Raw genomic sequence first — 21,830 nt, 5'->3', positions numbered from 1 at the left:
CTCGTTACCTCAAGCGGACCCCAGGCCAGGGCGGTCGGCCCATGTATGTTGAACCTGAGATTTGAAACTACTCCCTTGATTCGCTGTTTTTATTATAGCGCAATTTCAGCGCAAGGTGTTAACAAAGCGTAAAGATTGGGAATTTTTACTTGTTGGGGTTCTGGAACTTGGGCGGGTCGGCCTTGGTTTCGCCAAAGTGGTTATCCGGCGAAGGGGTGGAGAGGTTGAAGTAGAGCTTGGAGTCCTCGGTCACGCCGAAGCTCTGGTTGGAGCCGGTGTCCTGCACGCGGTTGAACGCCTCGCGGAACATGGCGTTGTGCGCCTCCTCGCGGTTGAGCAGAAAGTCGATGGTCTCCTTGACGCACTTGTCGTCGATCTGGCGGTAAAGGTACTCGTAGACCACCTTGGCGCGTTGTTCGGAGGCGATGTTCGAGAGCAGATCGGCGCACAGGTCCCCCGTGACGGTGACGTAGTCGGCGGTCCAGGAATAGCCCGAGGCGTTGATCAGCCCGGGATTCAGCCCGGTGAGGACATGGGTCTCGATCTCGCCGGCGGACACCTTCTGACTGTCCACGTCATGGCCATTGAGCAGGTTGATGGTGGTGGCGACCATCTCCATGTGGCTGAGCTCCTCGGCGCCGATGTCCAAAAACAGGTCCTTGATGGCGGGGTCCTTGATCCGCATGCTCTGGGAGATATACTGCATGGCGGCCTTGAGCTCGCCGTTTGCCCCGCCGAGCTGCTCCTGCATGAGCACCGCGTACTGCGGGTTGGGCCGCTCGACCTTGACCTCGTGGAAAAGCTGCTTTTCGTGTTTGAACATGAAATCCCTCTTTTCATAAAGTTTTGCCATTAGGTTGCGCAGAAAAAAGGAAATTATAACAAGTGAGCGGGCCGTTGAAATACAACGGCCCGCTCACTATCCACATCAAACTACTTCTTCAGCTCAAAGGACTTGCAGTCGGTGCACTGATCCATGGTCGGGTTCATTTCGTGTGTGCCGACGGTGATGCACTCCAGCGCGCAGTAATTCTCGTTCTGGCAGTGGTTGGCGCACTGCTGCACGGTGCACTTGATGCAATGGTTGGCATGGCAGGTATCCATTCAAAAATCCCTCCTTTTTCGGATTTATCTTTAGTTTGCCCCGGTAAACATCTTTTATAGCTAGGGGGAAAAAGGGATTTTTAAATTGGAAGATTCTTCTTTTTATTAAAAAGCTATTCTGCCTCTACTGAATCGACTCGGCGACCGCGATCAGCTCCTCACGGGTGAGCGGCGCTTTGGCGATCAGGCTCAGCAGCGTCCCGTCGCGCTCGAAGTCGATCTCGTTCCCGTTCACCAGTGCGGCGCTGTGCCCTGCGACCGTGATCTCCTCCACCGTCCCGTCGGTGGCGCTCACGTAGGCCATTTCGGGGGAGTCTTCCCGCTCCTGGAGCAGCAGGACCTCCTCGCCCTTTCCGTTTACAAAGTAGAGATTGGTCCAGCGCAGCCGCTCGCCGCTGTCCCGGCTTCGGACAAACTTCGCGTGCGAAAAGCGGATATCCTCTGGCAGCGAGGCGGGCAGCAGCACCGGAAAGGTGGTGTAGTCGCTTAAGAGCCGGGGGTCGGTGACCGTGAAGGTGTTCTCCTCCTCGATCCTCTCCTGCTCCTCATATTCCTCTTTTGTCAGCGCCTGTTCCCCGTCGAACGAGACAATCCTTTCCCCTTCGCCGTTGTAGAGCATTCCGGCGGCCCGCAGCACCTCGCCATAGGTCATAAGCTCCCGCCCGTTTTGGTCAAACAGCCGACCCCTCATCTCCTCTGGCAGCGGCTCATCCTCACCCGGCTCCCGCGTCTGCACCACCCGCGAATTGCCCAGCCCCACCATCGCCAGCACCCGTCCGGCCAGCTCCCGGGCAAAGGCGGTCTGGGAGAGCAGGCACACCGCCGCCACACAGGCGGCCGCCGTGCCGAGGCGGCGCCCCCTTTTCCCGGAAACTCCGGCGCGGCGGCGGAGCGCCTCCTTCCTCTTTTGTATTTCGAGCTCCCCGAGCGCCTCCCCCTCGTACCCCGACAGGTCGGTTTCGATCAGGTTGCACAGGTCATAGAGATTTCGTTTCATCGTTCATTCCTCCTGATTCCCGGATTCATACAGCCGGCGCAGCCGGCGGCGGCCGCGCGAAAGCCGGTTGTAAACGGCCGCCGGGCGCAGCCCCGAGCGTTTCGACAAGCTATCGACGTCCTCCCCGCCGAGGTAGTAACATAAAAAGAGCTCCCGGTCCCGTTCATTGAGGCAGCCCAGTAAGCTTTCCAGCTCCTCGCGCGCCTCGGCGCGCAGGGTGCTGTCGTCCGCGGCCGGCTCCGGCTCAAGCCCGTCCAGGCTGCTGCTCCTACCATCGAGGTACCGCCGCAGGTAATCCACACAGCGGCACCGCGCGATGGCCGCCACCCATCCCTCGAAGCTGCAGCGCTCCCCGTCAAAGCGCTTGGCGTTCTTCCACACCTCGTAAAGGATATCGTTCTGGCAGTCCTCCTGCCAGGCGGGCAGGGCGTAGAGCTTGCGCGAGACCACGCTTCTTATCAGCCCCGCGTAGTGCTCCACCAGATAGTCCAGTGCGCGCTCGTCCTGCCTTCGCAGCGCGCCGAGAAAATTCTCCCCATTGATTTCCTGTTTCATCTTCTGCTCCTCACTCTTGACAAAAGCGCTTTCACCTATTTATTCGCAGAAAGCGCGTAAAATCTATCACGCGCATTTATTTTTATATCCGCCCTACGGCCATGGCTGTTTTTATTGCTTCGCTGACGCTCAAGCATCGAAAACGCCCATACCTGCGGTATGGGCGGTAATTGGTGGTCTGTCCTGCCCGCCGGATCGGTATTCCGGCCATCCGGCGGGCTGACAGTGAGGCGGTCCCCCCACTCCTGGTTGTGCCGGCTGGGAGCGCGCGGACCTATGTATATTTGCGGTTCGTACCGCCAAATTCGGATTCGTCTGCCTCGCCGGGGCAAATGGGCGGATACCTCCTTTCTCGTTTCTCTGGTTCCCATTATATCCGTCAAGTGTGAGGCCCGCTTTACCGTTTTTTGAACAGTTTGGTAACGTTTTCCCGATCGGAGCGAAAATAATCAACATTTTGACGTGACTATATTGTGCTTTACCATGTATAATTTTCCTATGCGCGTTCGAAATCCGTCGAAATTTCTGCGCAAAATCTACAGAAAGAGGGAAATCATGATGGCAAACAAAGTCTACGGTTACGTCCGGGTCTCGACCCGGGACCAGAACGAACACCGCCAGCTCATCGAGCTGCAGGCGTTCGGGGTCGATCGAAAAAACATCTACATGGACAAAATGAGCGGCAAGGATTTCAACCGCCCCTCCTACCAGCGCCTGGTGCACCGCCGCCTAAAGTCGGGCGACCTGCTGGTGGTCAAGTCGATCGACCGGCTCGGGCGCAACTACGAGGAGATCCTCAACGAGTGGAAGTACATCTCCAAGCGCCTGGGCGCGGACATCAAGATCCTGGACATGCCCCTGCTCGACACCCGGCGCAGCAACGACCTGATCGGTACCCTGATCAGCGACATCGTGCTGCAGCTGCTCTCCTTCGTGGCCCAGAACGAGCGCGAAAACATCCGCCAGCGCCAGGCGGAGGGGATCGCCGCGGCCAAGGCGCGCGGGGTGCGCTTCGGCCGCCCGCCGGCGGTGATTCCGGAGGATTTCCCGGAAATCTACGAGCTCTGGCGCGCCAAGGAGATCACCCCCCAGGAGGCGCGGGAGCTCAGCGGACTGAAATACCACACCTTTTACAAGACCTGCCGCAAGCTCACCGCCGAATACGAAGCGAGGCTTGCGCAGCCCCCCGTCCCGGAGCATTAGCGCAAATGAAGGCGTGATAAAATAAATTTATTTTCCATCAATCAAAATGTTTATATTTTGATAACAACTCTTGTTTTTGATCATTGCCGGTAGTATACTTGGGAGCGGTTATTAAATAAGTAGGGAGTACTGCAAAAGAATGCAGCCCGCCCCGCGGCATTGGACCGGGGGGTTGTCTTTGGGAAAGGAAGCATTGCTATGGAATCTTACCGCTATCTTCTGGACGTCGCACTGATCCTGATCAGCACCAAGCTGTTCGGGCTTTTGACAAAACGTTTTGACATGCCGCAGGTCGTGGGGGCGCTGCTCGCCGGGCTGATCCTCGGGCCGGCCGTGCTCGGGATTCTGAGCGAAACGACCTTCATGGACCGGATCGCCGAGATCGGCGTCATCGTGCTGATGTTCACCGCCGGGCTCGAGACCGACATCCAGGAGCTCAAGCACTCGGGCAAGGCTTCGTTTATTATCGCGCTGCTGGGCGTGCTCTTCCCGCTGGGCGGCGGATTCCTGGTGGCCCGCCTCTTCAACTCCTCGCCGGACGCCTTCTTACAAAACGTCTTTATCGGCGTCATCCTCACCGCCACCTCGGTGAGCATCTCGGTCGAGACCCTCAAGGAGATGGGCAAGCTCTCCACCCGCTCGGGCAATGCCATCCTGGGCGCGGCGCTGATCGACGACATTCTGGGGATCATCGCTCTGACCGTCATCACCAGCCTTGCCGACAAGAGCGTGAATATCGGGCTGGTGCTGCTCAAGATCGTGGCCTTCTTCGCGGTCAGTGTCGTGATCGGCCTGCTGGGGCACAAGGGCCTTTCCCACTGGATGGCCCGCTCCGAAACGGATAAACGCCGCTTCGTGATCGTGGCGTTCACCTTCTGCCTGCTCTACTCCTTCATCGCCGAGGCGGTGTTCGGGGTGGCGGACATCACCGGCGCCTTCATCGCGGGGCTGGTGATCTCCAACACCAGCAAGACCACCTACATCGCCTCGCGGTTTGAAACCTCGTCCTATATGCTGCTCTCGCCGGTCTTCTTCGCGAGCATCGGACTAAAAGTAGTCCTGCCGCCCATGAGCGCCTCGATCGTCCTCTTCTCGGTGCTGCTGCTGGTGGTCGCGGTGCTCACCAAGGTGGTCGGCTGCGGACTGGGGGCAAAGCTCTGCCGCTACTCGGGCAGCGAGGCCATGCAGATCGGCGTGGGCATGATCTCCCGCGGCGAGGTCGCGCTGATCGTCGCCACCAAGGGGATCTCCAACGGACTGATGAACGAGACGTTCTTTGGCCCGGTGATCATCATGGTGGTGGCCACCACCATCGTCACCCCGGTGCTGCTGCGCATGGTCTACCACGGCAAGCAGGCGGACTACAGCGAGCTTATGCACAGCGAGCTGGTCGAGCAGTACGAGGAGGTCGAGACCTTCGACCTGGCCTCCCAGGCGATCCTCGAGCAAAACGAGCACCTGCGCGAGGAGAAACCCGTCCCCTCCGGCAGGAAATAAGCCGCAAAAGGGCCGCCGCAAATTTGCGGCGGCCCTTTTTATCCTGTGTCATATGACGATCTTTTTTTCAATGCTGATTTTCAGCTTGCTGTCCGCGCACTCGAGCGATTGATCCAGCTTGCCGATGTACCCCTGCTTGACGCAGGCTTGATCCTTGCAGCCCGCCTTGTCGACCCGCACGCGGTAGTCCTTCTTGATCCGCAGGACCACCGGCACCTCCATCGGGTTCATGTCGATGTACAAATCCCCGCGCTTCTTGCTGATCTGCACCACGCTCTGTGAGTTCTGGGTGATGATCCCATCCTCAAACAGGTCAATGGCCAGCACCTCGCTTCCGTCCACCCGCACGCGCGCGACCAGCCGCTCACCGGGCTTCCCTCCGCCGGACAGAACCGAGAGCACCGCCACGATCAACACGAACAGGGCCAGCACCGCTCCCGAGATGGCAAGCACCTTTTTATTCACTTGCAGATTGCGCACCCCGTCGCCAATGCCGGCCATCGTCATTTCGGTCAACCTCTAAATCCACAAATTGTTGCGCTCAATTCACAAACAACCTACCATATATGTATATTAACAGAACCTGCCAGCGAATGCAACCGCTTGGAGGAAATAACTTGACCGTTTAAGGGCGGCAGATAGAATCTGCCGCCCTTAGATCTTTTATGTGCGCTTCCCCTGGCAAGAGCGCCCACCCAAAGGGCGGCGCCTGCCTTCTTCAGGGTGGGGGTCGACGCTGCGCCCTTCCCAAAGTATTGAAAGCTATTGTTTATCCGTTGCCCTCAGCCCGATCCCCAGCTCCTCGAGCGCCTTCTCGTCCACCGGCGAGGGGCACATGCTCATCAGCTCGCTGGCGTTCTGCACCTTGGGGAAAGCGACCACGTCGCGCAGGCTCTGCGCGCCGCACATCACCATCGCCAGCCGGTCCAGCCCCAGCGCCGCGCCGCCGTGGGGGGGCGCGCCGTATTTGTAGGCCTCGACCAGGAAGCCGAATTTCGCCTCGATTTCCTCGGCGCTAAGCCCCAGCGCCCCAAACATCTTCTGCTGCAGCTCATAGTCGGTGATGCGCATCGACCCGCTGGAAATCTCGGTCCCGTTGAGCACCAGGTCATACGCCTTGGCCCGCACCGCGCCCGGATCGGTGTCGAGATAGGGCAGGCACTCCTCGAGCGGCATGGTGAACGGATGGTGCATGGCCACCCACGTCCCCTGCTCCTCGTCCCACTCGAAGAAGGGGAACTCGGTGATCCAGAGGAAGTTGTACTGCTCCTGCGGGATCAGGTCGAGCTGTTTGCCCACCGTCAGGCGCAGCTGCCCGAGCACCGGCAATGTCACCTTGTTTTTATCCGCCACGATCAGGGCCACGTCGCCCCGCTCCATCCCGAGACGCGCGATGAGGGCGGAGAGCTCCTCCCCGCTCATGAACTTCTGGAAGGAGCAGCTGGGCGCGTCCTCCACCCAGCGGATGTAAGCCAGGCCCTTGGCGCCGATCCCCTTCGCCTGCTCGGTCAGCTTGTCGATGGCCTTGCGGGTGAGGGTGGCGGCGGCGTTCTTGCCCACGATCGCGCGCACGCTGCCGCCCGCCTCGAGCGCCCCGGTGAACACCCCGAAGCCGCAGCCGCGCACCGTCTCGCTCAAGTCGATGATCTCCATCCCGAAGCGGGTGTCCGGCTTGTCCGAGCCGTAGCGCTCCATCGCCTCCTTGTAGGTCAGGCGCGGCAGGGGCAGGGGCAGCTCGACTCCCATAACCTCCCGGAAGAGGTGGTGCACATACCCCTCCAGCATGTCCAGGATGTCGTCCTGGTCCACGAAGGACATCTCCAGGTCGATCTGGGTGAACTCGGGCTGACGGTCGGCGCGCAGGTCCTCGTCCCGGAAGCAGCGCGCAAGCTGGATATACCGGTCATACCCCGAGACCATCAGCAGCTGCTTATAGATCTGCGGGGACTGGGGCAGCGCGTAGAAGCTGCCCGGATGGACCCGTGAAGGCACCAGGTAGTCCCTGGCCCCCTCGGGGGTGGATTTCATCAGCATCGGCGTCTCAATTTCGAGGAAGCCGTTGTCATAGAAGTAGTCCCGCGTCGCCTTCATGATGTTGTGGCGCAGCAGCATGTTGTGCTGGATCGACGGGCGGCGCAGGTCGAGGTAGCGGTAGCGCAGGCGCAGCTCGTCCTTGACGTCGGTCTTGTCGGTGATCTCGAAGGGCGGGGTCTGCGCGCGGCTCAGCACCCGCAGCTCCTGCACCAGCACCTCGATCTCGCCGGTCGGGATGTCCTTATTCTTGCTCTCCCGCTCCCGCACCACGCCCCGCGCGGCCAGCACATACTCGGCGCGGCAGGAGGAAGCCTTCTCGAAGACGTCGCGCGCGGTGCTGTCGTCGAAGGCGAGCTGCACGATCCCGGTGCGGTCCCGCAGGTCGATAAAGGTGAGATTGCCAAGCTCCCGCGTCTTCTGCACAAAGCCGGCGACCACCACCTCATGGTCCTTTTGTGAAAGCGTCAATGTCCCGCAGTAATGGGTCCTTTTGAGGCCCTTCATTGTTTCAGCCATGGTTCTTGCTCCCTTTCTTTACTCCTGCCCTTTTTGCAGCTGCTCCCCAGCCTCGATCACCTCGGTATAGGCGCCCTCGAGCAGCAGCCGGTAGATCTGACCGGCGAAGTCGGTGAGGCTCACCTGCACGCTCTTGCCGCCGCGCATGTCCTTGACGGTGCATTCCCCGCTTTGCAGTTCGCTCTCCCCCAGCACGGCGGCGTACTTGGCGCCGAGCTTGTCCGCATACTTCATCTGCGCCTTGACGCTGCGCTCCATGCAGTCGCACTCGGCATAAAAGCCCTCCTGCTGCAGCTCGTAGCACAGCTGCTGCGCACGCAGCGAGCCCGCCTCGCCCATCCCGGCGAGGTAGATGTCGCAGGTGTTTTCCTCGGGGAACTGGCAGCCGCAGGCGTCCATCTGCAGCAGCAGACGCTCGAGACCCATCGCGAAGCCCAGCGCCGGGGTGGCGCTGCCGCCCAGCTCCTCCACCAGCCCGTCATACCGCCCGCCCCCGCAGACGGTGCCCTGGGCGCCGATCTTTTGGGAGACGAATTCGAACACGGTGCGGGTGTAGTAATCGAGCCCCCGCACGATCTTCGGGTCGACTGAATAGGAGATTCCCAGCAGGTCCAGCCGCTTTTTGAGTCCCTCAAAGTGCTCCCGGCAATCTTCGCAGATGTAGTCGAGCACCAGCGGCGCGCCCTCGACAACGGCGTGGCACTCGGGGCTCTTGCAGTCCAGGATGCGCATGGGATTCTTCTCGAGCCTCCCCTGGCAGGTCTCACAGAGGGTACCGAGATGCGCGGTGAAATACTCCCGCAGCGCCTGCTGGTACCTGGCGCGGCAGGTGGGGCAGCCGATCGAGTTGATGTGCAGCTCGATCTCCCCGATTCCCAGTGTTTCAAAGATTTCATTGGCCAGGGCAATCACCTGGGCGTCGGCCGCCGGGGACTTCGGGCCGAGCATTTCGACCCCGAACTGGTGGAACTCCCGCAGCCGGCCGGCCTGGGGCTTCTCGTACCGGAAGCACGGGATCACATAGCAGGTGCGCAGCGGCAGCGCGCCGCCGAGCAGCCCGTTTTGCAGCACCGCGCGCACCACGCCCGCCGTCCCCTCGGGACGCAGGGTGACGCTGCGCTTGCCCTTATCAAGAAAGGTATACATCTCCTTTTGCACCACGTCGGTGGTATCCCCCACCGAGCGGGAGAACAGCTCGGTGTGCTCGAACACCGGGGTGCGGATCTCCCGAAAGCCGAAGAGCTCGGCCGTGCGCAGCAGGGTATTTTCGATATACTGCCAGCGCGCGCTCTGCGCGGGAAGCACATCCTGCGTGCCCCTGGGGGCGTTGGTGATAACTGCCATTGCTCGCTTCCTCCAAATTAAGGATTCTTTTTCATACCACAAGAGTATATCACATCAACACGCACAAATCCAGACGTGAGAAGGAAGTTCCCACGTCTGGATACCAATTTTCCGTATTTCGCCTAGCGCTTGGGATTGACGATGTCCCGCCAATCGAGGTCGCCCCGCTCGAGGGCGTGGATCAGCGCCTCGGCGGTGGCCAGGTTGGTGGCGACCGGAACGTTGCGCGTGTCGCACAGCCGCAAAAGGTTCGCGTCGTCCGGCTCATGGGGCTTGTAGTTGGCGGCCCTGAAAAAGAGCAGCAGATCGATCTCGTCGCAGGCGATCCGCGCGGCGATCTGCTGGTCCCCCCCCTGGGAGCCCGAAAGGAATTTAAAAATCTGCAGCCCGGTGGCCTCGCTGATCAGCCTGCCGGTGGTGCCGGTGGCGCACAGATTGTGCCGGCTGAGGATCCCGCAGTAGGCTATACAAAATTGCACCATCAATTCTTTTTTGGAGTCATGCGCAATCAAAGCTATGTTCATTCTTTTTTCAGTCCTCCTCAATCAGGATGTTCGTCTGCTGCGTCGCAATGCTCTAACGTATATCGAGAGGGATATAAAGCCCCTGCATCCGTCCTGCAATGTTTAGGAATTCTTTTGCCGCCGGGCTCTCGGACGGCAACGGGCGCCCGAGCGCCGCGCACCGCGCGACCTCCCGCTCCTCGGGCAGCGCGCCGATGAGCTGCACGCCCACCGCATCGATGACCGCGTCGAGGTTTTCCACCGGCATCTGGGCGGGGCGCTGGGGAATCCGGTTGATGATAAGCTTGGTGTCGTCGATCCCGCCCTCAAAGAGCAGCCCCGCGACCGAGGCCGCATCCCGCATCGAGATCGGGTCGGGCGTGGCGACCAGGAAAGCGGAATCCGCCACCGACAGCGAAACGTCGAAGCCGACGCCCAGCCCCGCGGGGGTGTCGATGATGAGATAGTCGTAATACTCGCTGAGCCCCTTGCACAGCCGGCGCAGGTCGTCCGCCTTCGGGCAGAAGCCGCGGTCGGTCGGGGCCGGCATGAAATGCAGCGAGCGCAGGTACCCGCACGCGACGATCGCCTTGATCGGCTCGCAGCGGCTCTCCAGCACGTCGCCCATATCGAAGACGGTGCGGTCGCTCGCACCGAGCATGATATCCAGCCCCCGCAGCCCCGCGTCCATCTCGAGCAGCAGGACCCGCTTGCCGTATTGCGGCGAAGCCAGCGCGGCGGCGGTGTAAACGCTCACCGTACTCTTGCCCGCCCCGCCCTTTCCGGAGGTCACCAGCTTGATATGCGACATCGCATGCTCCCCATTCCTGCAGCAATCCGCTTAAATCCATTCTATCACACGAGGACAGCATTTCACAATAGTTTCGTGTAACTTTGTGGAATAATAGCAGCTTTTTGCTTCATCTCTTGTAAAATTCAACGATAAACAGTCCTTGGGCTAAAGAAAAATTCTCCCGCCCGGCACCGCCCTCCATCAGGGCAGCAGCACCCCGTAATCGGGTAGGGCGCTCTGGCGGTTCTGGGAAAAGAAATACTCGTCGAAGATATCCTTGGCCACCTGCGGGCAGCCCAGATGCCCGCTCCACCCCTTCTCGATGACCACCGCCACCGCGATCTGCGGGTCCTCGGCGGGGGCGAAAGCGATGAAGGTGGCGTTGGGGTAATCCTTGGTCTGCGGGGTGCCGGTCTTGGAGGCCACGTCGATCGGATAGTTGGCGAAATACCGCTGCGCCGTGCCCACCCGCGAGGCCTTGACCATCCCCTGGATCACCGTCTCGAAGGCCTCGGGCGGCGCGTCCACCTGCTGTGCCACTCGCGGCTGGCTCGTAAAGACGGTCTCGTCGAAGGTATAGCTCTCGATGGATTTGACGATATTGACGTCCATGCGCTTTCCGCGGTTGCCTAAAGTCGCCGCATAGTTGGCCAGCTGCAAGGGGGTGAAGTTGTTATAGAGCTGCCCAATGGCCGACTGGATCACGTCGCCCCCGGTCCAGGGGTTCTGCGGCTCGTGCTTCGCCTTGGTTTCAGGCGAGGAGAGCTCGCCCACGCTCTCGGGGATCTCGATCCCGGTGGGCTGGGCCAGCCCGAACTGGGTGCTGTAGCGGTTGATGTTCTCGATCCCCAGCTGCCGGCCGAGGTCGTAGAAGAAGATGTTGCAGCTGTAGCGCAGCGCATCGACGACGTTGATCGCCCCGTGGGTCCCGAGACAGGTCGGCTGGTAGCCTTGATAGAAGGTGTAGACATGCCCGCAGGTGATGGTGGAGACAGGGGTGATCAGCCCCTCGGAAAGCCCCGCCACCGCCACCGAGGGCTTATAGATCGACCCGGCCGCGTAGGTGCCCTGGATGGCGCGATTGAGCAGCGGGCGGCGCGGGTCATTTAGGAGGGAGGCGTAGTTGGTCCGGTAGGTGTCCATGTCGTAGCTCGGGTAGCTGGCGGCCGCCAGCACGTCGCCCGTTTTGCACTCGATGACCACCACCGCGCCCGAATCGGCCTCCTTGCCCTCCCCCGCCTTTGCGGTCTGCTGCAAATTGAGGATTTCCCGCTCGAGCGAGCGCAGCGCCACCTGCTGGAGTCCCGAATCGATGGTCAGGATCACCGTGTTGCCCGGCACCGGGGGCTCCTCCTGGATCACGTCGATCACGTCCCCGCTCTGGTTTAAGGTGATCTTGCGCTTGCCGTCCCTGCCGCGCAGCTCGTCCTCGAAGGCGCGTTCGATCCCGGCCTTGCCCACCGTATCGTTGGGGGCGTAGCCCTTCTCCTTGAGCTCCTGGTATTCCTCGGCATAGATCGGGCCGATGAATCCAATCTCGTGCGGGGCCAAATCCCCGCTGACGTACTCGCGCACCGTGCTCTCCACCACGTCCACGCCGGGCAGGTCGTACCCGCGCTCCTTGACCTTGGAGACGGTGCCCATCGAAATATTCTCGGCAAAGGTGTACTGCACCGAATAGTTAAAGCCCCGGCGCTCCATCTCATAGCGGATCCCGGCGATGGTGCGCTGCTCCTCGGGCGAAAAGCCGGAGGAAATCTTATAGCGCTCGCAGAGCCAGTACATCACGTTTTCCACCGAGGTGTCCGGCTGCACGCCGATGTCCGACTTGAGCCGGGCGATGGCGTCGTCCATCCCCTCGACATACTGGAAGGGCTGCGATCTGGTGACCGGCAGGTTGTCGATCCATCCCTCGCCCGAAGCGGCGAGGAGGTTTGTCAGCTTTAATATGATCTTGTTCTGCTCGTTCACCGGCAAAAACGCCCGGTCCAGCACAATGTTATAGCCGGTGGCGTTGACCGCCAGCGGGTTGCCATAGCGGTCCAGAATCTCGCCGCGCGCCGCCGCGACGACCTGCTCGCTGGTCGAGCCCTGCTGGACCAGCGCCTTATATTGCTCGCCCTCCACGATCTGCATCTGCATAAGCCGCAGCACATACGCGGTGAAGACCGCCGCTACGACCCCGCACAGCAGCAGGGTGCGCACACCCTTTTTCGGCAGATTCATGGCAGTTTCCTTCCCTTAGAAAAATCAGATGTTGATCCTCGAATCGAAGCCGCTACAGAGCTTCCCGAAGATCCAGAAAAATAGCGGGGCGGTCACCGTGGTATAGACGATGGTGGGCAGCGTATGCGAAAGGAACAGGGAGCCGATTCCCGCATAAGCCCACAGCCCATACTGGAAATAGAAGTCGAGCAGCCCACAAAGGGTGCTCGTGCAGAGCACCATCAGCAGGGCGTTTAAGAGGGTGCGCCGCATGAGATAGATGGTCAGCAGCCCGGCGGCGGCCGCCAGGATCAGCAGCAGCACCGAGTAGAGCCCATAGAAGGCAAAGCCCCCCAAATCGCAGAGCATCCCCGCGAGCAGCCCGTAAAGTCCGCCGGAAAACTCCCCCTCATACATCGCCAGGGTGATCGCCGCCGGAATCAGCAGCACCGGCTTGACCCCGAGCACGGAAAAGAGCCCCGGCGTGCTCTGCAGCACATAGATCAGCAGGAACAGCACCGTCAGGGTGCAGTATTTGATGGTCAATATCTTGCGTCGGTTGTTGGTCACGGCTGCCCCTCCGAGGAAGCGTCCTCCCGGGACGGGGTCCCTTCGGACGAGGCGGACGGGGCGGATGACGACGCATCCCCGCCGAGGGTGGCGGGCACGCCGCTGCGCTGCGCTCCCTGCGCGGGCTTCGGGCCGCCGCCCTGGCCGGAGAAGGAGGTGATGATAAACACATCCTTGATGTTCTGCACCTGCGCGGCGGGAGTGATGACCGCATAAAGGGTCATCCCGGCGGCCTCGGTGCGCACTTCCTTCATGGTGCCGATGACCAGGCCCTTGGGGTAGACCCCGCCCAGCCCCGAGGTGAGCACCAGGTCCCCCGGCGCCGCGGCGCTCTCCCGCTCGAGGTAGCTCATCTTGCAAAGCCCCTCGGCGCTGAGCGCCACATCCCCCGACACCACCCCGATATCCCGCGTGCGCGAATCGGTCGCGCCGATGTCGTTGGCCACGTCGAGGATGGTGGTCACCTTGGCGTAGCTGAGCCCCACCTCGCTGACCCGGCCCACCAGCCCGTCGGGGGTGATCACCGGGTCGTTGGGCGATACCCCGTCGAGCGACCCCTTATCAATCGAGAAGGCGTAAAAGCGCTCGTTCGGGTCCCGGCCGATGACCTCGGCCGGCTCGAAGGTCAGGGTGGGATTCTGCTCCTTTAGGTCGAGGTATTGCTTATAGTGGTCGTTCTCCTGCTTGTAGCGCTCGATGTCCACCACCTGCTCGCGCAGCCGGCGGATTTCCTCCTTGAGCTGCTGGTTCTCCTCATAGAGGCTCTGGGCATCCACATATTTCTCGAAAAAACCAGTAGCCGCCCCCGAGATGGTCGAGGACAGCTTTTGGATCGGAGTGGTGATCAGCCCGAGGAACTGCGAGGTGGGGGAGGCCCGTCCGCCGAGATAGGCGCCCACGAACATCAAAACCACCAACACGCAGAGGATTGCCACCAGGATTTTAAATTTTACACTCCTGAAAAAATCGCCCAACTTGAACCCTTGCCTTTCGGGGAACTATCGCCATTGTTTTGGCTTTAGTACTTCTTGTCGTCGTCCGAGGAGATCACGTCCCCCAGCTTGTCGAAGTTGTCCAGCACCTTGCCCGAGCCCAGCGCGACGCAGTCCAGCGGGTTTTCGGCGATGTAGACCGGCATGCCGGTCTCCTTACTGATCAGCCGGTCCAGCCCGCGCAGCAGCGCGCCGCCGCCGGTGAGGTAAATCCCGTGGTCGATGATGTCCGCCGACAGCTCGGGCGGGGTGCGCTCGAGGGTGGTCTTGATCGCATCGAGCACCGAGGAGAGCGGGTCGGTCAGCGCCTCTCGCACCTCGGAGGCGGAGAGCATGATGTTTTTCGGCAGCCCGTCCATCAGGTTGCGCCCTTTGATCTCCATGGTGGCGTCCTCCTCGTCCTCGAGGGCGTAGGCCGAGCCAATCTGGATTTTGATGTCCTCGCTGGTGCGCTCGCCGATGAGCAGGTTATATTTCTTCTTGACGAAATCGATGATCGAGGAATCGAACTCGTCGCCTCCAACCCGCACGCTGCGGGCCGCGACGATCCCCCCGAGGCTGATGACCGCCACCTCGCTGGTGCCGCCCCCGATGTCCACGACCATGCTGCCGCTCGCCTCGGCGACCGGCAGTCCGGCGCCGATGGCGGCCGCCATCGGCTCCTCGATGATCGACACCTGCTTGGCTCCCGCCTTTAAGGTCGCCTCCTTGACGGCGCGGCGCTCGACCGCGGTGACGCCCGAGGGGATGCAGATGACCACCCGCGGGCGGGCGAAGGCGGAATTGTTAAAGGCCTTCTTGATAAAAATCTGCAGCATGCTCGCGGTGATGTCGAAGTCGGCGATCACCCCGTCCTTGAGCGGGCGCACCACCACGATCGACCCCGGGGTGCGGCCGATGACCTCCTTGGCCTCCTGCCCGACGTAGCGCACCGTGTCGGTGCGGGTGTCCACCGCGACCACCGAGGGCTCGCGCATGATGATGCCCTTCCCCTTCATGAAGATCAGCGTGTTCGCCGTGCCGAGGTCGACCCCGATATCCTTATTAAACGAAAACATATCGAAACTAGCTCCTCTCGCCGTAGCCTATTTACCTACCTATTATAACCGCTCGTGGAATTTTTCACAACAATTTTTCACGAATCACTTAATCCCGCGGCGCCCGCCTCCCAAAGTCCCAGCCGCCGCAGCTCCCGCCAAAGCCTTGCCACTGGCAGGCCGACCACATTAAAGTAGTCGCCCCGCACCGCCCCCACGAGCAGCGAGCCGTATCCCTGGATCCCGTAGGCCCCCGCCTTGTCGGCGTATTCCCCGGTCTCGAGGTACCAGCTTATCGTATGCGCATCCAGCGGGTAGAACTCGACCTCGGTACAGACACTGAAGCCGGCGTCCCCCTTCGGGGAGCGGACGGCCACCCCGGTGTAAACCTCATGGGTGCGCCCGCTCAAAGAGCGGAGCATATCCGCCGCCTGCGCCCGGTCCCGGGGCTTGCCGAGAATTTTGTTATCAATGGCCACCACCGTGTCCGCCCCGATGACAAGATCGTGCGGGTGCGTACCGGCCACTGCTCCCGCCTTGAGCGCCGCCAGATATTCCACCGCCTCGCGGGGGGACATATCCCCCGGCAGGGTCTCGTCGGCATCGGCGGGGACGACCTCGAACCGGCTGTAGATCAGGCGCAGCAGCTCCTGGCGGCGCGGGGATTGGGAAGCCAAGATCCGCCTCACTGCTTTTCTCCCCCGAGCGTCCCCCTGCCGGTGCTGCCGAAGCCGCCCGCCCCCCGCTCGGTCTCGTCGAGGGACTCCACCTCGCACAGCTCGGGCGTATGGACGGGCAGGACCACCAGCTGGGCGATCCGCTCGCCCGGCTGCACGGTGTAGGGCACCTCCCCGTGGTTGCGCAGGCCGATGATGAGCTCGCCGCGGTAGTCGCTGTCGATCACGCCCACCGCGTTGGCGGGGGTGAGCCCATGCTTATTTCCCAGCCCGCTGCGCCCGAAGATGAGCGCAACGTAGCCCGGATCGGGCAGCGCGATGGCGATCCCGCTGCCCAGGCGCTGCGTCTCCCCCGGCAGGATGGTCACAGGGGACCGGATGTCCGCGCACAGGTCGTATCCCGCGCTCCCCCCGGTGGCGCGCGCCGGCAGCACGGCGGTCTCGCTCAACCGCTTTATCATCAGTTTTTCCATACTATCATCTTGCCCCTTCCGATTGATGTTTAGGCAGGCTCTAGAGCACCTTGCGGAAATAGAGCCCGCGGGTGACGCCGCCCCGCATATCGGCCGGGGCCTCTCCCGCGTATTCCCGCGCGATTTGCAGCGCCTCGGCGCCGCTTTCAAAGGTGAAGGAGAGCCAGTAAAAGTCGATGTTCTGTATTTCTCCCATCCGGTCGGCCAGATAGAGGGTCTCGCTGTTAAAAAGCTGGGCGGCGCCCATCGCGCAGCAGACCGGGAAGGCATGTCCCTGCCGGTCGCGCAGGGCGCCGGTCCCCTCGCGGCAGCGCCGGCAGCCGAGGGTCTCCCGCAGCGGGCAGGCGCGCATGGTCATCAACGGTAGCCGCCCGTAGGCGACGATCCCCCGTGCCGCCTCCCCGCCAAGGCCGGCGATACGCGGGGCCATCAGCTCGAAGGAGAGGGTGCTCTCCCCCACCCCGAGTTCACGGTACTCCTCCAACGCCCGGGAATTTGTGATGTTGAGCGAGGCGTCCCCGATCAGTGTAAAGCCGAGCGCCTTGCCAAGCCGGACCCCCGCCAGCCCCGAGACCAGCAGCCGTTCCACCCCCAGCTCCCGCAGCGCGCTGAGCTCCCGGCGCAGCTCGCCGTCGTCAAAGCTGACGATCGGCTGCCGCACCGCCAGCTTGTGGAGGTTCTCCTGCCCCAGCGGGCTTTCCAGCAGCGTGCGCAGCGCGCGCGGCGGCAGGGCGCACAGCTCACAGAGCTTTAGCAGTCCGGGCGTGACCTGCCCGGCCGAAAGTGCGCAGACCCGCAGCGCGGGCTTATCCTTTGCCCGGTGCCGGGGCAGCGGCGGGGTCCAGTCCTGAAACGGGATGGGCGCGAGCTGCCGCCGCTGCTCGCTCAGCTCCTGCAAAGCGCTGCGCCGCAACGCGTTCAGCGACGAGAGCGGAACCATCAACTTATCGTCAATTTCTGTCGAAATATCACCAATTGTATAATACGTTCCCCCCAGCTTCCCCAGTGCCTTGCAGGCGTCCTCCCGGGTGGTGGGACGGTTTTGCGCCGGCGCCGGGGTATCTCCAAGCGCCACGGCGGTGTGCCCTTCCCTGTCCCGGACGGTGAGGGAGGAGGGCTCCCCTTCGCGCAGGCAGAGCTCCATCGAAACCGGAACGCCGGGGTATTCCCGCTGCCCGAGGCGCTGCAGCGCGGGCAGCGCCTCCTTGGTGGCCCGCACATCCTCCTGGCGGCGCACCCCGAACATGGAGCGCTCCAGATGGCCGGTATAATACCCGTCGGTGAACCCCCCGCGGGAGAAGGCGCTCTGCAGCGCCTGCCAGTCGGGGTTTCTGCCCTCCAGGGCTTCTCTGGCGGCCGTCACCGCCGCCGCCACATATTCGGGGCGCTTCATCCGCCCCTCGATCTTGAGCGAGGCCACCCCGGCGCGCCGCAGCTGCCCCATATATTCGGGCGTGAGCAGGGACATGTCCCGCAGTGAGAGGGCGTAGCCATTGTCCGGCTTCGCGCTCGCGGCGCAGGTGATCCTCTGGCGGCAGGGCTGGGCGCACATCCCGCGGTTTCCGCTGCGCCCGCCCGCCATGGCGCTGAGGGTGCATTGGCCGCTCAGAGACATGCACAGCGCCCCATGCACGAAGAGCTCGATCTCGATCGGGGAGTGCCTGCAGATGTGTTCGATCTCGGATCGGGAAAGCTCCCTGGCGAGCACCGCGCGGGAAAAGCCCATCTCTGCGAGCTGCAGCACCCCTTCCAGGTTGTGCACGCTCATCTGGGTCGAGGCGTGCACCGGCAGCGCGGGCGCACATTCGCGCAGAAGCCGCAGCACGGCCAGGTCCTGCACGATCACCCCGTCGAGCGCGCAGGCGCACGCGGTACGGATGACCGACCTGGCCTCCTCCATCTCCCGGTCGAACACCAGGGTGTTGAGGGTCAGATGGATTTTGACCCCCCGCTCATGGCAGAAGGAGGCGGTGCGACAAAGCGTCTCTTCATCGAAATTCCTGGCCCCCCGCCGGGCGTTGAGGCCCTGCAGCCCCAGATAGACGGCGTTCGCCCCGCAGCGCACCGCGGCGAGCACGCTTTCCTCGCTTCCCGCCGGCGCCAATATCTCCATTTCAGAAGTCCTCCTCCCGGCAGCTAAACTCCAAAAACGGGTCCCGCCCACAGGCGGGGCCCGCTCTCGCCCTTGAGAGCCCGGCGGCTCATTTCTTCTGGGCAGCCCCTCCGGCCGGCGCGCCGCTCTTCTTGAGCAGCTCGTTTTCCCGCGACAGCCGCTTCACCTCGGCGCGCAGCTCGTCGAGCTCGATGCGCTGCTTGGCGTTGTCCTCAAGGTATCCGGTCAGCTGGTCGCGGATGTGGTCGGCGCCCTGCTCGCTCTTCTTCTTCCCGTCGGCATAATCCAGCAGGCAGAGGATCAGGGCATCGCTCTGGGACAGGGTGCCGTTGGCGCCCATTACCTCCTCGAGCTTTTCGTTGATCCCGCGCGCGAGCTCGAGCACATATTCCTCCGGCTCGTTGGTCGAAATGGTGTATCTTCCCGTGCCGATCTCCACGCGCACACGATTGATAATCTCCATGATGACGGCTTGTCCTCCCGCTTTTTCACTGGCAAATTTCTGCATAACGCCCCGAACGCCGTGGCATTCTTTTTTAAGGGGCGGATCAGTCTACCCCCATTATAAACTATTTTTCGCCCCTGCAAAAGACCATTTCCCAAATTATCAGATTGTTTACAGCATAGTCATAAAAATACGCCGCTGTGGGGCGCTCTTTTCCCCTGTGGCACTTGCAGAAAACTCGTTTCTGTAATATGATAGAATAGTATAGGTGTCTGCTATAAAAAGTTTTCGAGACCAGATGCTGACGACATCATAAGGGGACCGCTATCCCGCAGAATAAATGGAGGTGCCAATTCAATGGCCTACACCGTGCAGCAGATCAAAACGATGATCATAAAAGAGCTTCAGGAAACGCTGGGCACCACGCCCGACAAGGCGTCGGACGCCCAGTTTTATAAGGCCACCGTGCCGGTGGTCAAGGAAATCCTGGAGGAGAAACGCCGCCACTTCATGTCCCAGAGCCGCTCGCAGGGGAAAAAGCAGGTCTATTACCTGTGCATGGAATTCCTGCTCGGGCGCTCGCTCAAAAACAGCCTTTCCAACCTGTGCATGGTCGAAAGCTTCCAGCAGGCGCTGGGGGAGCTCGACGTCAAGCTCGACAACCTCTATGAATACGAGCCGGACGCGGGGCTGGGCAACGGCGGGCTTGGGCGGCTGGCCGCCTGCTATATGGACGCCCTGGCCACCGACGGGTACCCCGCGATGGGGTACTCGATCCTCTATGAGTACGGGATTTTCAAGCAGCAGATCATCGACGGCTGGCAGAACGAGCTGCCCGACTACTGGCTGCCGGGCGGCGAGGTATGGCTCACCCCCATGCCCGAGCACGCGGTCGAGGTGCGCTTCGGCGGGCAGGTCAGCGAGAGCTGGGACCACAACTACCACAATGTCGAATACAAGGGCTACAGCTCGGTGATGGCCGTCCCCTACGACATCTGCATCTCCGGCTACAACACCAAGGCGGTCAGCCGCCTGCGGCTGTGGAAGGCGAAGAGCACCGGTTTCAACATGGAGCTGTTCAACAAGGGCGAGTATTCCTCGGTGCTGGGCGAGGGGATGATGGGCGAGGCGATCAGCAAGGTGCTCTACCCCAACGACAACCACCGCGAGGGCAAGGCGCTGCGCCTGCGCCAGCAGTATTTCCTCACCGCCGCCTCGATCGCGGACATCGTGCGCCGGCACATCGAAACCTACGGCACGCTCGACAACCTCCCCGAGAAGAACGCCATCCACCTCAACGACACCCATCCCACCCTGGCGATCCCCGAGCTCATGCGCATCCTGCTCGACGAGTGCGGCTACAGCTGGGAGCACGCCTACCATATCGTGAGCGCCACCTTCGCCTACACCAACCACACCGTCATGCCCGAGGCGCTGGAGGTCTGGAACATCGACCTCTTTAGGTCCCTGCTGCCGCGCATCTACCAGATCATCTGCGAGATGAACGCACGGCTCTGCGCCGAGCTGTACGACGCGCACCACCTGCAAAGCGAGCAGGTCGCGCGCATGGCCATCCTCACCGACCGGGACATCCGCATGGCCAACCTCGCCGTGGCGGTCTGCCACAGCGTCAACGGGGTCTCCAAGCTGCACAGCGAAATCCTCAAGGACGAGGTCTTCCACGACTTTTACACCCTCACCCCGCAGAAGTTCGGCAACGTCACCAACGGGATCGCTTCCCGGCGCTGGCTGCACCAGTCCAACCCGGGGCTGAGTTCCCTGTGCGCCGAGCTGCTGGGAGAAAACTACCTCAACGACATGGACTCCCTGCGGGGGCTGCAAAAATACCGGGACGACTCCTCGGTGCTCGAGCGCCTGGCCGCCATCAAGCGGCAGAACAAGCAGTCCCTCTCGGACTACCTGGTGCGCCACGGGGGCGCGGCGCTCAATGTTGATTCCATCTTCGACGTGCAGGTCAAGCGCATGCACGAGTATAAGCGCCAGCATCTCAATGCCCTGCGCATCCTCTCGCTCTACCAGTACCTGAAAGCGAACCCGAACGCCGACTTCACCCCCCGCACCTTCATCTTCGGGGCCAAGGCGGCGCCGGGATACTTCCTCGCCAAGCAGATCATCAAGCTGATCTGCACCATGCGGGACATGATCGAGCGCGACGAGAGCGTGCGCGACAAGCTGCGGATCGTCTACCTCGAGGACTACCGCGTCACCCTCTCCGAAATCCTGATGCCCGCCTCCGAGGTCAGCGAGCAGATTTCTCTGGCCGGCACCGAAGCCAGCGGCACGAGCAACATGAAGTTCATGCTCAGCGGCGCCATCACCCTGGGCACGATGGACGGGGCCAACGTCGAGATCTACGACGAGGTCGGGGCGGACAACATCGTCATCTTCGGCATGACCACCGCCGAGGTCTCGGCCCTGCGCCAGAAGGGCTATTCGGCGCACGAAATCTACGGGAAGAACGCCACGCTGCGCGCGGCGGTGGATATGCTCAAAAACGGGATTAACGGCGAGCAGTTCATGGACATCTACAACTCCCTCGTCTTCAAGGACCCCTATATGGTCTTCGCGGACTTCGACAGCTACCTCGAGGCCAGCAAAAAAACCGCCTCCCTCTATACCGATACCCGCCGCTGGCAGCAGATGTCGCTGCAAAACACCGCCTGCTCCGGGATTTTCTGCGCCGACCGCTCGATCCGGGAATATGCCCGGAATATCTGGAAGCTCGACGAGCCCAGCGCGCGCTAAGGGCCA

Annotated in this window: 20 protein-coding genes; 3 read left to right on the top strand and 17 right to left on the bottom strand. The window is 61.9% G+C overall.

Features of this window, described 5'->3' with window-relative positions; translation table 11 throughout:
- Nucleotides 1-145: 145 nt before the first annotated feature.
- From B5477_RS04170 to B5477_RS04155, 4 genes are all read right to left on the bottom strand, one after another.
- The gene (locus B5477_RS04170; protein WP_079698558.1) at nucleotides 146-823 is read right to left on the bottom strand and encodes a manganese catalase family protein; all 678 of its coding nucleotides are present in this window, start codon (nucleotides 821-823) and stop codon (nucleotides 146-148) included.
- Nucleotides 824-933: 110 nt separating this feature from the next.
- Nucleotides 934-1,104: a DUF1540 domain-containing protein gene (locus B5477_RS04165; protein WP_079698557.1), complete on the bottom strand. Its 171-nt coding sequence runs from the start codon at nucleotides 1,102-1,104 to the stop codon at nucleotides 934-936.
- A gap of 124 nt (nucleotides 1,105-1,228) precedes the next feature.
- A complete protein-coding gene (locus B5477_RS04160) occupies nucleotides 1,229-2,101 on the bottom strand; it encodes a hypothetical protein (protein WP_079698556.1) in 873 nt (290 codons plus the stop codon).
- 3 nt (nucleotides 2,102-2,104) lie between these two features.
- The gene (locus tag B5477_RS04155) at nucleotides 2,105-2,656 is read right to left on the bottom strand and encodes a sigma-70 family RNA polymerase sigma factor (RefSeq protein ID WP_079698555.1); all 552 of its coding nucleotides are present in this window, start codon (nucleotides 2,654-2,656) and stop codon (nucleotides 2,105-2,107) included.
- Between the two features lie 558 nt (nucleotides 2,657-3,214).
- Here B5477_RS04155 and B5477_RS04150 point away from each other — a divergent pair.
- Nucleotides 3,215-3,859, top strand: coding sequence for a recombinase family protein (locus B5477_RS04150; protein WP_079698554.1), 645 nt, complete (start codon nucleotides 3,215-3,217; stop codon nucleotides 3,857-3,859).
- Nucleotides 3,860-4,057: 198 nt separating this feature from the next.
- Nucleotides 4,058-5,356, top strand: coding sequence for a cation:proton antiporter (locus tag B5477_RS04145; protein ID WP_079698553.1), 1,299 nt, complete (start codon nucleotides 4,058-4,060; stop codon nucleotides 5,354-5,356).
- 48 nt (nucleotides 5,357-5,404) lie between these two features.
- On the opposite strand, the gene B5477_RS04140 is transcribed toward B5477_RS04145, so the two are convergent.
- The 13 genes from B5477_RS04140 to B5477_RS04080 all read right to left on the bottom strand — a co-directional run bounded on the left by B5477_RS04140 (nucleotide 5,405) and on the right by B5477_RS04080 (nucleotide 19,076).
- Entirely contained in the window at nucleotides 5,405-5,863 is a 459-nt protein-coding gene (locus B5477_RS04140; RefSeq protein ID WP_079698552.1) for a NusG domain II-containing protein, read from the bottom strand.
- 255 nt (nucleotides 5,864-6,118) lie between these two features.
- The gene (aspS, locus tag B5477_RS04135; RefSeq protein WP_079698551.1) at nucleotides 6,119-7,906 is read right to left on the bottom strand and encodes an aspartate--tRNA ligase; all 1,788 of its coding nucleotides are present in this window, start codon (nucleotides 7,904-7,906) and stop codon (nucleotides 6,119-6,121) included.
- An 18-nt stretch (nucleotides 7,907-7,924) separates the two neighbouring features.
- A complete protein-coding gene (hisS, locus tag B5477_RS04130) occupies nucleotides 7,925-9,250 on the bottom strand; it encodes a histidine--tRNA ligase (protein WP_079698550.1) in 1,326 nt (441 codons plus the stop codon).
- 122 nt (nucleotides 9,251-9,372) lie between these two features.
- The gene (mgsA, locus tag B5477_RS04125; protein ID WP_079698549.1) at nucleotides 9,373-9,774 is read right to left on the bottom strand and encodes a methylglyoxal synthase; all 402 of its coding nucleotides are present in this window, start codon (nucleotides 9,772-9,774) and stop codon (nucleotides 9,373-9,375) included.
- Nucleotides 9,775-9,826: 52 nt separating this feature from the next.
- Nucleotides 9,827-10,564: a P-loop NTPase gene (locus B5477_RS04120; RefSeq protein WP_079698548.1), complete on the bottom strand. Its 738-nt coding sequence runs from the start codon at nucleotides 10,562-10,564 to the stop codon at nucleotides 9,827-9,829.
- A gap of 183 nt (nucleotides 10,565-10,747) precedes the next feature.
- A complete protein-coding gene (locus tag B5477_RS04115; RefSeq protein WP_079698547.1) occupies nucleotides 10,748-12,772 on the bottom strand; it encodes a penicillin-binding transpeptidase domain-containing protein in 2,025 nt (674 codons plus the stop codon).
- 24 nt (nucleotides 12,773-12,796) lie between these two features.
- Nucleotides 12,797-13,321, bottom strand: a complete 525-nt coding sequence (gene mreD, locus B5477_RS15005) for a rod shape-determining protein MreD (RefSeq protein WP_079698546.1) — start codon at nucleotides 13,319-13,321, stop codon at nucleotides 12,797-12,799.
- Entirely contained in the window at nucleotides 13,318-14,295 is a 978-nt protein-coding gene (gene mreC, locus B5477_RS04105; RefSeq protein ID WP_079698545.1) for a rod shape-determining protein MreC, read from the bottom strand. The genes mreD and mreC overlap by 4 nt, the downstream gene beginning before the upstream one ends.
- 44 nt (nucleotides 14,296-14,339) lie before the next feature.
- On the bottom strand, nucleotides 14,340-15,371 hold the full coding sequence (locus B5477_RS04100) for a rod shape-determining protein (RefSeq protein ID WP_079698544.1): 1,032 nt from the start codon (nucleotides 15,369-15,371) through the stop codon (nucleotides 14,340-14,342).
- Between the two features lie 77 nt (nucleotides 15,372-15,448).
- Nucleotides 15,449-16,039, bottom strand: a complete 591-nt coding sequence (locus B5477_RS04095; RefSeq protein WP_079698543.1) for a Maf family protein — start codon at nucleotides 16,037-16,039, stop codon at nucleotides 15,449-15,451.
- Nucleotides 16,036-16,500, bottom strand: coding sequence for a dUTP diphosphatase (gene dut / locus B5477_RS04090; protein WP_079698542.1), 465 nt, complete (start codon nucleotides 16,498-16,500; stop codon nucleotides 16,036-16,038). Before dut ends, B5477_RS04095 begins: the two co-directional genes overlap by 4 nt.
- A gap of 40 nt (nucleotides 16,501-16,540) precedes the next feature.
- Complete coding sequence (locus tag B5477_RS04085; protein ID WP_079698541.1) at nucleotides 16,541-18,613, bottom strand: U32 family peptidase; 2,073 nt, start codon at nucleotides 18,611-18,613, stop codon at nucleotides 16,541-16,543.
- An 88-nt stretch (nucleotides 18,614-18,701) separates the two neighbouring features.
- Entirely contained in the window at nucleotides 18,702-19,076 is a 375-nt protein-coding gene (locus B5477_RS04080; protein WP_159448920.1) for a cell division protein ZapA, read from the bottom strand.
- Nucleotides 19,077-19,415: 339 nt separating this feature from the next.
- Between B5477_RS04080 and B5477_RS04075 the strand changes: the two genes are divergently transcribed.
- On the top strand, nucleotides 19,416-21,824 hold the full coding sequence (locus B5477_RS04075) for a glycogen/starch/alpha-glucan phosphorylase (protein WP_079698539.1): 2,409 nt from the start codon (nucleotides 19,416-19,418) through the stop codon (nucleotides 21,822-21,824).
- Nucleotides 21,825-21,830 lie beyond the last annotated feature (6 nt).

The sequence above is a fragment of the Provencibacterium massiliense genome (assembly GCF_900169495.1).
GTDB classification, from domain to species: Bacteria; Bacillota; Clostridia; order Oscillospirales; family Ruminococcaceae; genus Harryflintia; species Harryflintia acetispora.
This window is presented reverse-complemented; position numbering and strand designations above follow the sequence as displayed.